The 12931-nt window shown below is 61.5% G+C and carries 11 protein-coding genes; all 11 read right to left on the bottom strand.

Features of this window, described 5'->3' with window-relative positions:
* Positions 1 to 14: 14 nt before the first annotated feature.
* From A5788_RS22085 to A5788_RS22035, 11 genes are read right to left on the bottom strand one after another with little or no spacing between them, the layout of a single operon-like run.
* Positions 15 to 620, bottom strand: coding sequence for a hypothetical protein (locus tag A5788_RS22085; protein ID WP_064868677.1), 606 nt, complete (start codon positions 618 to 620; stop codon positions 15 to 17).
* A complete protein-coding gene (locus A5788_RS22080; protein ID WP_064868674.1) occupies positions 617 to 1396 on the bottom strand; it encodes a hypothetical protein in 780 nt (259 codons plus the stop codon). Before A5788_RS22080 ends, A5788_RS22085 begins: the two co-directional genes overlap by 4 nt.
* A 2-nt stretch (positions 1397 to 1398) precedes the next feature.
* On the bottom strand, positions 1399 to 1698 hold the full coding sequence (locus A5788_RS22075) for a putative phage holin (protein ID WP_064868671.1): 300 nt from the start codon (positions 1696 to 1698) through the stop codon (positions 1399 to 1401).
* On the bottom strand, positions 1695 to 1895 hold the full coding sequence (locus tag A5788_RS22070; RefSeq protein ID WP_156525594.1) for a hypothetical protein: 201 nt from the start codon (positions 1893 to 1895) through the stop codon (positions 1695 to 1697). Before A5788_RS22070 ends, A5788_RS22075 begins: the two co-directional genes overlap by 4 nt.
* 1 nt (position 1896) lies before the next feature.
* The gene (locus A5788_RS22065) at positions 1897 to 2244 is read right to left on the bottom strand and encodes a hypothetical protein (RefSeq protein WP_156525593.1); all 348 of its coding nucleotides are present in this window, start codon (positions 2242 to 2244) and stop codon (positions 1897 to 1899) included.
* A gap of 5 nt (positions 2245 to 2249) precedes the next feature.
* Complete coding sequence (locus tag A5788_RS22060) at positions 2250 to 2471, bottom strand: hypothetical protein (protein ID WP_156525592.1); 222 nt, start codon at positions 2469 to 2471, stop codon at positions 2250 to 2252.
* On the bottom strand, positions 2468 to 3949 hold the full coding sequence (locus A5788_RS24395; RefSeq protein WP_082937856.1) for an N-acetylmuramoyl-L-alanine amidase: 1482 nt from the start codon (positions 3947 to 3949) through the stop codon (positions 2468 to 2470). The genes A5788_RS22060 and A5788_RS24395 overlap by 4 nt, the downstream gene beginning before the upstream one ends.
* The gene (locus A5788_RS22050) at positions 3946 to 4377 is read right to left on the bottom strand and encodes a phage gene 29 protein family protein (protein WP_064868660.1); all 432 of its coding nucleotides are present in this window, start codon (positions 4375 to 4377) and stop codon (positions 3946 to 3948) included. The genes A5788_RS24395 and A5788_RS22050 overlap by 4 nt, the downstream gene beginning before the upstream one ends.
* Positions 4377 to 6005 carry a Gp37-like protein gene (locus tag A5788_RS22045; RefSeq protein WP_064868658.1) on the bottom strand — a complete coding sequence of 543 codons (1629 nt, stop codon included), beginning with the start codon at positions 6003 to 6005 and terminating at the stop codon, positions 4377 to 4379. Before A5788_RS22045 ends, A5788_RS22050 begins: the two co-directional genes overlap by 1 nt.
* Positions 5999 to 6832 (bottom strand): hypothetical protein, encoded by an 834-nt coding sequence (locus A5788_RS22040; RefSeq protein ID WP_064868655.1) that lies wholly within the window; start codon positions 6830 to 6832, stop codon positions 5999 to 6001. The genes A5788_RS22045 and A5788_RS22040 overlap by 7 nt, the downstream gene beginning before the upstream one ends.
* Positions 6832 to 12051: a phage tail tape measure protein gene (locus A5788_RS22035; RefSeq protein WP_082937855.1), complete on the bottom strand. Its 5220-nt coding sequence runs from the start codon at positions 12049 to 12051 to the stop codon at positions 6832 to 6834. The genes A5788_RS22040 and A5788_RS22035 overlap by 1 nt, the downstream gene beginning before the upstream one ends.
* Between the last annotated feature and the right edge of the window lie 880 nt (positions 12052 to 12931).

Genomic DNA, 12931 nt, shown 5'->3' with positions numbered 1-12931 from the left:
ACTACATCTTGCGGTCACTCATCCACTCCGGCGGCCTGGCACAACACCTCGATGCACTCTGAATTCGGAAGAGCCTGATTACCGCCCGGAGACGCCGCCGAGGATGACCCGATCAGCACGCCCTTCACCTTGGTTTTGCCGCTCAGATTGATCGTCGTAGACGACGTAATGCTCTGTCGCACACCGCCTCCTTCCAGATTTGTGAGCCGGTTATCGACGTTCGCCATCGTCACCGAAATGTCGTTGAGGTTCTTACCCGTCTCGGACGTGTTGTGGTAGCCGTTGAAAATGGTGTCAATGATGTTTTGCACTGGCGCAAAGAGTTTCGCGATCTCCGTCAGGCCGACAATGCCCGTCTTGTCCGTGCCGGTGTGGAATATCCCGGCGAGAATCTCCAACGGACGACGCAATAGCGCAGGAATGAGATTGTCACGCAGCTCTTCCAGCGTGTCCCAGTCCTCGACGTCATCACCCAGAACCCACGCAATCAGATGCGCAAGGGGTGTCATGATGATCTTTTCGCCCAACTTCGACAGATTGACCATCATCGGCCACGACCCGACCGGCTCAGGTTGCGTGTCCTGATATGCCGACAGCGGCCGGCCGTCTGGTGACGTCATGCCACACTCCTGATTCGCTTGGCGGCGTTCTGTAGCCACGTGTCACCCTCAGTCGGGCGCTGCCACGAGTACACGGTGTGTTGACACAGCGACCCCGAAAACTTGAGAGTCCGCGGGTCGACGCCGAGGTACCCGCACACATCATCAACAGCACGCCCGTAACGACGAACGGTGCCGATGATGTCGAGCGGATTGGCGCGAATCTGCTGCCAGCGGTTGTTCTTCACCCGATCCAGCAGGTCCAATCCCCACGCGGCAGGATCGCAGAAGCTCATCATGGCGGTCTGGTCCCCGATAGTGCGGATCGGCGAATCTGGTGGGCAGCAACAGATCATGTCGCGCGGATTGCTGACCCACAGGACCGGGCCGAACGTCTTCATGGGTCGCTGGCCCGCCACGCCGGACAGCCCGTTCGTCAACGGTGCGTGCGGGTCGGCCACCAGGACCGCGCCCTTCACCTCCGGGTAGCTTCCCCAACAGTCAGCCAGCCACCGATGCACCAACGCGGCACCACCCGAATAACCTGCGACCACAATGCGCGGTGTCGGCTCGTTGACGAGGATGCGCTCGATCACGTTCGTCAGCAACGACAACCCGTCACCGAGGGCCTTCTCGAAAGACCGCCCATCCCACCGACGATCCGCGTTCACGAAGCCGTACTCAGCCGACCACCCGAGTTCGATGTGTTCCCAGGCGGGGAGTCCTGAAACAAGTTGCGACAGCATGTTGCGGTTACGGGCTTCACTGATCCCGCGAGCCGTAATGAGGATGGTCATCGTCAACGATCCTTCCGCTGCATCTGCAACAGCAACCGCAGCATCACGAGCGTTCCGATGATCCCGAGCGTGTAGGCGATCGGGCGAATCACATCACGGCCCGCATAGCTCGAATCCGTCAGCAACGTCACCGACACCTGCGACAGCGCGATCGACGTGCAGCAGAACGACGTGAACAGGATATGCCCCGGAGTCGATGCACGCCACCGTGACCGCAACCCGTACAAGGCTGTCAACCAGATCTGCAACACCGTCCACGTGAAGATCGCGTAATCGCCCGCGTCAAGGTCCGAAAACGTCACTTCCGCCTCCTCCTCATGCTCTTGGCGATTGCCTCAGCGAAATTGTTGCGGCGCTCCGCATCCCGAGACTCTTCGAGAAGATGCGCCGCTTCCGCGCGCTGCGCATCCACGCCTGGGCGCGCAGCACGCAACGCGTCGATCTGCCGCTCGAAGTCGGCGCGGCGCCCATCGGCGTCATCCACGATCGGATCTGCCATGTCACTCACCGCCAGCATCAGCAGCCACTGTGTTGTGCAGCGCATTCGCCACACGGACATTGAGACGCTGGGCCTCACTGAAGTCGGAAATGCTGTCAGCCTGCGTCGCGATGGTGTGCGCCTGCTCGGTTGTGAGGACGGTCGCCACTTCCAGCGCCGCTGACTGCGCATCTGCCCGCGCGGTGATGCGCGCAATCTCCGCGTCACGATCAGCAAGACGCGAGTCCATTGTCGAGCGGGGGACGAGGTCGCCCCGCGTAATCGCCCGCATCACCGCACTGAGAACGCCGATGAGGACCACCGCCAACCCGCCGACAACGTAGAGACTCACGTTGTCGGTGTGCGGCATGGGAATCACTCGTCGAGGCTGTCGATCATGGTGGCGTTGCGTGCGAGATACACCCCCGCCGCTGTCGCGACCGCCACTACCGTCGAAATCCACGCACCCCACGACGCCGGAATGACATCAGCACCCGTCGTGAGAATCTGCGTCAAGATCAGGACGACGGCGCCGAGGACCGCGACAACGAACTTACGAATCTGAGATGGCTTGTAGCCGAACACCTTCATGGTCATGCCTTTCTGATTGTCTTCACCACACCGGACGGTTCCCAATGCAGCGTTCCGTTATCGAAATCCTGCGAAATCCCGGTGCCCGACTTGTACTCATCCGACGTGGGCCATCCAAGGTCTGACTTCTCGTAGCCATCCGCTGCATACCGGCCACCGATCGCGCCATGCACGAAGTAGCCGTGATCCGCGCCGTTCTTGCGGTACAGCACACCACCCTGAAATGCCTGCACTCCGCCGTCTGCGAGCACCGCATGATCACGCACCGGATAGCCGAGTGGCCCCGTCTCCCACTTGTGTTCAGCCCACGCCTCGAACAACCCGCCATGAGGAATGGGGTGTGCCCCGGTCTGCGGCGTCCAGTAGATGTGCGCGTTGGCGAACTCAGCCCACCTACCCAACTTGTCGGGGCAAACGTTCTCACCCCTGGTGATCCGTGCACCAATCCACGCCTTCGCCACAGCAGCAGCAGCGTCGATCTGATTGACCACCGCGGCACTGTTGCTTATGTACTTCGTCAACGACGCCGCGAACACATCGCCAGGGAAGCCCTTGCCGCAGTCGGTGTGCGACCCCCAGCCGATAACACTGGTGACGTACTGGTGGTCCGAGACGCCGGAACTTGCGGCCCGGTAGCTACCACCCGAGCCGAGCCAGGCCGCCGCGATGCCATACTTCTTGCAGTCCTGCGCCACCAGGTAAGCGGCAATGTCGATCGCGCGGCCCATGTTGTTGAGCCACTGCTGACGGGACCAACCCGCATACGATCCGGCGAAACATAGATTGATGCTGTAGCTGTTAGCATCACCGACCGACCATGACGCATAATCGGTGTCCACAACGTCAACTACGACACCAGAGTTGTCGACGGTGTAGTGGTAGCTGGCACCGTTGTTTGGATTGTTCAGGTACGCGGCGAGCGACTGCGCCGTACCGTTCCCTTCCTGGGTGTGCAGGAAAATGTAGCGGGGCTTCTGTCCACTACGCGATGAGCACGAACTGCCCATTGACTCGATCTCGGTAAAAGGTGGTTTCGCCACGGTTCCTCCTGAACTGCTTGCGATCTGGTCGTAGAGTGCGGACGCTTCCGCGAACCGCTCGTCATAGCGGTTCGGGAAAGCTGATCGTTGAACCGTCTGCGCGTACCAGCCAGGAGTACGAGACGTGTTGTTGTAGTCGAGGTTCTTCAACTGCTCAAAGAACAGGCGGGCAGACGTGGCCGGGTCCATCAGGTCGATACCGTCACCACGCCCCCACCACTGCGGCTGCTGCTGAAATAAGCCGACACTCTTGGAATCCGAACCGATAGCGTCATACGGCACAGTGAGTGAACCCGGCACAGCACGATTCGCATAGTTGAGCAGATTCGTCTCAACCAGAGTGGTAGCGAGACCAATCTTGATGCCCCGGTCAGTGACACCCAGACTTCTACCCGTCGCCACAATTGTTCGCGCATAACCCAACTGGCGGTCTGTGTACGTCACGACTGCTCCTCCTCAAGGTGGATGTCGTCAATGTCGGACTGTAGCCGCTCTATCAACGCCTGCTTCTCCGACGTCGTGAGGACAGCGGTCGCAACGTCCCGCACCTTGTCGACCGGATCGATGTCAGGGATCGGGGAACGGGCATCCTGCCAGCGGTGTGCGCCGCGCGGTAGGTCGACACGCCGGATCTGTGCCGCCTGATCATCGAGGGCAAAGCCGCACAACTCGACGTGCTCAGCGATACGAGCGGCTGTGTGCGGCAACATGATCGCCCCCGGCGACGGCTGCCAAATCCCCGCAGGATCACGCACCATCGTCATCGGAATGTCGAGGAACAAACCCTCCCAACGATGCGTCTTACGTGCACTCGGGTCATAGGGGATCGAGTAGGTGTCGCCGTGGTCGTCGACGCGTCGAATGTCCTCCATCACACGGTCCCACCATCAGAGAGGACGCCTTGCTGCTGAATCAGGGTCAAAATGCTCTCCTTGTAGCGCTGCATCTTCGCCGCGGGGGACTCCTCCGCGCGACCATCACCGATCGTCAAACGGTGAGTGACGGGTTCGGAGGCTGACCACTTCACACCCCACTTCGTCACGTGGTCGACGTAGAGTTGGTCGGCGATCTCGAACGCGATCCGATCCATCAGATCGAAGTGCTTGCCCAACTTCCACGGCAGAGCCGCAGGGTCGAGCTCGGCCTCAAAGCTGGTGTAGTAGCGGGTATCCCAGAAACCGGTCCTGATAGCCTGCAGCGTCGACAGCGTGAATCCCACGCCCGGCCCCTGCACCCATTGCTCCCAGTTCGCGTCCGGCCCCATGAGTGCTTTCCGCACCGGATTCGGGGTGCGATGGAACGCAAGAATGGTGTCTTCGATCAGAAAATCGAAGACACCGAGCGCAAGCCCAGGGTTTCCGATTGTCGCGCCCAACCATCCCAGCGCGGCGTTCGCCGCCAGTTTGGCGAGCGAGTTGACCCACTGCGGACTCTTGCCGCCCGTCACCATCGCGTAGGCGATCGCCTTGTGCAGAGTCATCGTTGATGACGACAGCGGCGTGAGGTTGCCCTCCGGAATCACAATTGCCGGAGCAGATTTCACCGTGCCGAAGATGCCTGGCAGCTTGTACTCGGGCGGCACCGTGCGCGAGAGCTCTTGTCGAATCTCGTTGATGAAGTCCTCAGCCATCACGCCAACGAAGTTGAGAAGCCCATCGACTAGCGTGCCTGTGAATCCTTGGTATCCGGACTTGTCGATCGTCTTGAACACCCGCACCGAGTGCTCGCCCGACAGATTCAACCCAGGGATCGGCGGATCACCCGGCATCCAGCGTTGCACCGACAGGTGCAGCCCGCCGTCCTGCAGAGTCGGCAGCACGAGGTCGTGAAACATGGGGAACCGCGCCGACATTGCCGTCGGTCGCGACGTATCCACCAGCGGATTGTTCGGGACCATCGTGGTCCACCAATCCTGCGGCAGGTAGTCATCAAACATGCCCATGCCGGCAAGAATGTCGTCAGGGAACGAGTCGATGCCCATCTGAACACGCCACATATTCATCAGGCCGTACGTGTTGACGCCCGTCACCGATGGCCCCACCCATGGCATCGCCTTGATTGGCTGAAACTCCGCTGGGCTACCCGGTGTTGCATAGCATTCGAGATGTTTCGCCCGGTCGTAGTCGTGCAGGAAATGTAGACGCACAGCGACCATCTCGCCCGATGCGATGACCCGTTTGATCGAGTCACACTTGCCTGCCCACCGCTTGTACGGGGTTTGGACAATGATGTGCACGTCCTCGGGCCACCGCTGCTTCGTGAGCAGCCATTTCACGAGCTTGTGGCGCCCGGGAAGTGTGAGGTCGCCTTCCCCGGTGTCGTTGGCGATCTCCTCGAAATCGGCGTCGATTTCGCCCTGCACGTACGCGACGAGCTGCCACTGCTTGTCGCAGATCATCACCTCGGGACGCTGCTGCGTCGCAGCCGCCTCAACACGATGACGCTCGAGAACCCGCTCCCGAACGCCGTCGAGACGAATATCGACCGGAGCGGTCACCATGGCCGCTTCCACATCGGCGTCATGTACGCCTTCGCTGCACCCGCGCCGCCAGTCACACTGATCGGCACCTCCACCGGCACAGTGGTGTTCGCGGGAATCATCTTGCGGAACCTCAACCCCAGCAAAGACATAGCGATCTGCGACTCAACGTCAGAATCCAACTGCATCGCAAACGGGTCGGTATCGATAAACAGATCACCGACCGACGCGGGGAACCGTTCGAGTTTGACAGTGGCGCCGTCGATACCATCCGGTACCGTCCACCGCTCGACCCCGGTGTTAGTGAGGGAGATCTGCACACTGATGTCAAGATCGCCCGGATTGACAAACTTGAGCGTGCCGCTACCTGTCGCGGTGCCCGACAACGGCCACCGTGACGTGATCGTCTGCCCCCGCCATCCAGGACGGTACGCAATCAACGGCATCGCCCACGGGAACTCCTCCTCCGGTTCGGCATCCATGTCGTCCTCGGGCCACGTCTGCACCCGCGCATCAAGCTCGCGGTACGTGTCACCCGCACGGTTGAATACACGCAGCGTCGAATCCGCCTCATCCGACCATGCAGCCCACCACTCATTCTCGATCTCTTCCCACTCGATCCCCGTGGGACCAGAGGAGAAAACTTTGAGGTCGATCACCTGTGGATCGGTTTTCGGGATGCCGGGGATGCCGCCAGGCATGAAGGCTGGCTTCTGGTCACGAGGCACGCGCAGCGGATGGTAGAGGCCCTTGACGCCCGACATGATGACGGGTCCCATGCCGCGGCCGTGCAGCGTCCACGTTGAGCCGTTAACTCCGTCCACCTCGACGACGCGTGGATAGTCCACTAGCGCACCCTCGATCCGTAGCCTGCTGATCCGCGGAACTCGTTGCGGTTGATCTCATTCACGATGTCGCCGGCAGTGTGGCCGTACACGGTGATGTTTGTTACCCGACCACCCGATCCACTCACACGCTGACGCGAACCTCGATCCGACACCGAACCCCATCCCTGTGCTGCTCCGACGAGCGCGCCTTGCACGTCCTCGCCAGAGTTGATCGCGGAGAGCAGGTCAAAGTTGCGGGCAGTATTCGGCGCATTGACGACAAACTCGCGGCCATGCACGAACCCTGCAATCTCGTCTAGGCCAAAGTTGCCGGTGAAACCGCCCAGCTTGTAGCCGCCCTTACCGTGACCCCACCGCGCGGTGAGATCCTTGCCGTACTTCGGCACGTAGTAACGCAGCGCCGCAACGAGGTTCGCGGCCGGGTTCCGTCGGTCGTTCGGCAGCTTCGGGTCACGCACAGAGTCGAACGTCGACTGGATGATCTGCAGCAGCCCCACAGACGGATCGCCAGCAGCAGCGTTCGAATCAGAGTTGTTTTGGGCGTCGGGGTTACCCCCCGACTCATCTCCGATTTGCTCCACCATCGCCTGGACCTGCGACGCGCCCTTCATCGACTGATTCACATAGTCGATCGCCCACTGAGCAAGGGGGCGCCACTGCTCGGCCCCCTTGGAGGGGTCATAGGAGATATTCGGGGCACCACCCGCACCCAGTTCAGGCATCTTCGACAGCGGGGCTGAACCCTGCTGCAACGTCGACCCATCCCCGTACTGCGGATCGGAATACGAGCTCTGCGGCGTCGACTGCGTCACAGACGGAGACGATGGGGCCTCCGGCGCATTCGTGATCGACGAGTTACCCGCCGCCGCACCCTGATTCGAGGTGCGAACGTTCTCACCCTTATCGATCGACACCGCGTTACCGGGGTCGGTGATCCACGACGGCAACCCGAAGAAGTCGCCAATACCCTCAGCGAGTATTCCACCCGCATCCTGCCCCAACTCCTTGAGGCTCTTCATCTTCCCCGGCGTCTCCGATTGTGACGCCCCACCGACACCACTCGTGTTCGGCTGGCCCGCACCATTACTCGGATCGGATGTTGTGTCCGCTGCAGACTTGATCTTGTCTGCCGCGGCCTGCACCTCAGCGGCAGTCGCCGAATCCTTCAACACCACTGCACCGGCCGGGATCGTGTCACTGTCCGGCTTCGATGCACCCACCTGGGCGATCGCCTCAGACATGGATGCACCCTTATCCATCAACGCTTTCACGTCGTTGAGTTGCGTCCAGTTCAAGACCGCTTCGGGCTTGCCTGTCTCGTTCGTGACGATCGACTGGCCTGTGGGAACAAACCCACCCTGATCGCGGAACAGTCCGGCGATCGCACGACCAGGAGCCTTGAGAATGTGGGTGACGGTCGACGTGATCTTCTTCGCCGCCTCGTACGCCTTCTCGAGCTTGTCGCCCAGCTTGCCCGCCAGATCGAACGCCGTATCAACAGCTTTCGTCTTGGTTTCATCCAACGCCTTCGGCGGGATACCCAACCATTCAGGCGGTGGCGAACCAATGACCCGGCTCATGCCCTCCTTGACCGGGTTGAGCGCCTTGTCGACGATCTCGGTGATCTTCTTCTTGATGATGTTGAGCATGTCCGCGGTTGATGGACCACCGAATCCGCTCGTCACCAAACCCTCGGGCACTACGTTCGGGTCAACGGACTGCGGCGCATAGAACAGGTGGTCATGATCCATATGGTTCTGCGTCGGCGAACCACGATCCTCCATGCCCGACGAGCGACCATCGGGGTACCACATCTTCTGCTGCCAGATGGCCCAGTTCAGCGGGAACTTCTTGCTGTTGGCGATCGCGAAGTCCTTGACGCTGGTACCCGTCTTGGCGTCGTTGATCATGACGTCGAGAGCACGGCCCGATGAGTGTTCGTTGTAGCCGTCCGGAGGCCGATAGCCGCCGATGCTCGACACGCCCTTGGACCACAGTCGTGAAATGATGCGCCCCATGAGCTTTGCGATGTCCTGTAGGCCACCCTCACCGGGCATCGGAGCGAGTTTGTCGCCCGCCGACACTGCGCCACCATCGGCAAAGCGCGGGATGTTCCCACCATCCGACGTCGCAGCAGCCAGCCCGCCTGGAGTCCACGTGAACGGCTTCCCGGCGTCGACCATCTGACGCATCCGATACTGGGCACCCTGACCGCCAGATTTGCGAACGTCGTTGACGTCCCACACGTGCTCGTCCGGCATGAGGAGCGCGTGCACCGAGTCTTTGCCGCGTTTCGCCCCAGCAGCGAGAGGCACCGAGCCGCCTTCTGCGAACTTCACAGGAGCCAGCGGAGACATCTGCTTGAGGCCAGGAAGGAAACCGGCGATCGTGTTCCACGCCTTTAGCAGCCCGTTGTTCCACACGGTATTGATGACGAAGTTAATCGGCGTCGCGACAAATCCTTTCAGCTTGTCCCACGCCGTCCCGATACCCGACACGACAGTGCCGAAGAAATCCCACACCGACTGCAGCGCGCCCTTGATCGCATCAAACGCCGGCTTCACAACGTTGTCGACGACCCAGCGGATCGCGGTGCCGAGAGCGTTCCAGCCCGTCTTAATCCACGAGAAGATTTGCTGGATGCCGCCCCACATGAACTCGGCGCCAGCCTTGACCGCATTCCACGCAGGTTCGATCACTGCGCTCACCACTGTGCTGACGATGCTGCCGAGCAGATTCACCCCGGCCTTGAACCACTCAAAGATCGTCGAGATACCACTCCACATGAACTGTGCGGCAGCAGCAATCCCGTTAAAGGCCGGAGACACAACGTTGTTCCACAGCCACATCACAACCCCAGCGAGGACACGGATGACGCTCATCCACATGTTGAAGTAGCCCTGGATGATGCCCCACACGAAGCCGATCGCAGCTTGGATTCCGTTCCACGCGGGGAGGATGGCGTTCTGGTAGAGCCACATAGCTGCGGCACCAATCGCGGAGAACGCCGCCTTGAGTCCCGGCCACACCGTCCCCGAGAACCACCCCCACACCGCACCCACCGCAGCTTTGATGCCATTCCATGCGGCCTGCACGATGTTGCGGAAAGTTTCGGAGTGCTTGTAGGCGAGGACAATTCCGGCGACCAACGCAACAAGTGCTGCAATGATGATGCCTATGGGGTTTGCCGACATGGCGGCGTTGAGCACCCACTGCGCGCCAGCCCATGCCAGGGTCGCTACTCGAACCGCTTTCGATGCAATCCCATAGGCGACTGTGCGGATGGTCGCCGTTCCTGCGCCCGCAGAGGCGACCACCCATGCCGCAGCAGACTTCGCAGCATTGACTGTGGCGGCAACTCCTTGTGCCACCCATGACGCCACAACGCGCGCACCGGCCCCCACGGACGTCACGGCTGATCGTGTCGCGCCGGCAGCCGACATTGCCCATCCGGCCGCAACGCGGACGCCTTGTGCCGTGGCCGACGCACCCTGGGCAATCCAGCCACCGACAACGCGCCACGACTGCACCACCGACACCGCAGCCGACTTGATGGCCTCCACCCGGAGCATCACCCACGCGGCAGCATTCTTCGCCGCGCCCGCAATCGCCTGAGCGCCCGAAACGGTCCATGCAACACCGAGCCGCAGAAGCGACGGGAGCATGATGGTTCCGACGACACCCGCGAGGATCGCGAATGATGTCCGATGGCGGTCAATGAACCCGGTCGCCGCCGACACTGCACGTGCGACCGCGCCCACCGCAACGCTAATTGCCGGGAAGATGCGCTCAGCGAGCGGCGACACCGTGTCGAACAGCGGCGAGAACACAGCGGTGAGGAACTGGATCGCGACAACACCGTTCTCGCGAAGCCACGTCATGCCCTTGATGAACACATCGAAAAACCGGGTCGCCAACGGCTCGAGCGCGATGATCACGTTGTTCTTGAACAGACCCCACGTCTTCGCCCACGTGACAGTTGCACCCTCGGCGTCGAGGATCGAATCACCCTGCTTGGCAGCAGAATTAGTGAGCTGATCCATCGATACGGCACCCGATTTCACCGCGTTGACGAACTGCACGGCGCCGCGCGTGCCGAAAATTTTCGACGCGACGTTCACCGCGCCCGCCGTGTTGCCCTGCTTGATGAAACCCTGGATCTCCTTGGTGACGTCGGCGAACGCCTGCTTGGGCGACTGGCCCGCCTTGGCCACGTTCACCAAGCCCTTGCCGAACGTGGCGAGGACGGAGTTGGCATCCACGCCCGCCTTGTCGAGCGAACCGATCAGCGCGGCAGAGTCGGAGAGGTTGAACCCGAACTCCTGCAACGACGGTGCAGCCGACTTGGCGGCAGAGACGATCTCGTTCATCCCCATGCCGGTGTTGCGGGACACGCGGAAGATGTCGTCGAGAACCGACGACATGTCCTTGCCCTGCACCCCGAACGTCGCCATGGTGCCGGTCAGCGTCTTGATGTCGAGGTCTTGGCCGAGCGCCGCGCCCGCCTTGTTGACCTGCTTCGTGAGCGTCTCGAGCTCTTTGCCGGTCAACCCGGTGCGCTGATACAGCACCGACATGCGCTCAGCGATGGTCCCGATTGCGGCAGGCGAACCTTTCGCCACGTTCTTCACCGACTCGTTCAGCTTGTCGAGGGTTTGCCCCGACGCGCCCGTCGACAACTGGATCTTCGATCGCATCTGCTCGAACGACTCACCGATGTCCGCAACGAACTTCACCGCCGCCACTGCGGCAGTGCCGATAGCCGCGATCCCTGCGGCAGCGAGCGGTCCCGCAGATTTCATCAACGACATGCGGCTGCTTGACTTTTCGGCTGCATCGCCGAACGCCTGCATCGACTGGGTACCGCCACGCGCCGCGGTCGAGGCTTGCTCCTTGGCGCGGGCGAGGTTGCGATCGGCGGTTGCTGCGGCGTTCGAGCGGATCTCGGCATTGCGTTTGGCCGCGTTCACGCGTTCCTCGGCGGCGGCGAGACGCCCTGCATCGGTCACGCCCTTGCTTCGCAGCGCCTGCAATTGCGCCTCAGCGACCCTCACCTTGCCAGCGGCGTCAGCTTCCTTAGCTCGAGCCGCCGTGACCGCTGTGGTGGCCTTCTCGACCGCAGCTTTCGACTGCTCCACGCCAGACGCGATACCCTGACCGAGCTGGTTACCGGCCTTCTTGCCAGCCTCGGCCATCGGCCCGCCGAGCTGCTTCGACATCTCGCCCGAGACGCCCTGGAGGCTAGGGATGACCTGGAGTCAAAGGGTGGCGTAACCAATATTCGCCATCTCCTAACCACCTCCTTCGACCACGCGCCGGAGCGCACCGAATTGCATGTGTGATTCGTCCGAATGATCCCGATTGCCGGGTTAGTAGCTGTATGCTGCGGCGATGAAGAACCGCACACTTGCCGCAGTAGTCGCCTTCTGCGCGATCCTGAGCACGTCCGCTTGCGCTACTACGCAGGGTGACCCGAATGCACCAGTCGACACCGGAATCTTGGGTGTGAAGATGCCGCCCGGATCTCAGGAAATCTCCAGCAACACTTCCGAAGGAGTTGCGGCATATAAGGTTCCCGACCAACGGTTTGAAGAGGTATCCAAGTGGATCGCGGATCATCGACCGCCAGACACACTGAACAGCCTCCGTCTACAGTCCCCGCCGAGCTCGTCGGACGGGAGCCGGAATTGGTGTTGGAGCTCTTCTGGCTCGCCATCGGAAGTTCTCTTAATCTCCGCAAAACCTGGGAACCCCGTGACCACTCAGGTTCGCTACGAAGTCGGCGAGTACCACTGCTAGCCGTAGTGGCGCTGATACTGGCGGCGGTGCCTCCTCAACGCCTGCTCATGCTTCCGCTGCTGCTCCGGCGTACGTTGCTTCGCTCGCGCGGCAGGACGCGCCGGATGACGCTTCGGCGTAGCGCCACGCTTGTTGTTCTTGTTCGCCTGCAACTCCCACAAGTCCGCGAGCAAGTATTCACTCACGGTCCAGGGGCGTTTCCCGCCGTTGGCGTCAACCGCGAGCGAGGAGTCAGCCGGTAGTGCTTTGACCCGCACGTACAGCATCCGCCAGGTCAACAGAGGGCGACCCTGCTCATCC

Source organism: Gordonia sp. 852002-50816_SCH5313054-c (assembly GCF_001665925.1).
Classification (GTDB): domain Bacteria; phylum Actinomycetota; class Actinomycetes; order Mycobacteriales; family Mycobacteriaceae; genus Gordonia; species Gordonia jacobaea.
Note: the sequence above shows the minus strand (reverse complement) of the source record. Positions and strands in the feature narration are given on the sequence as shown.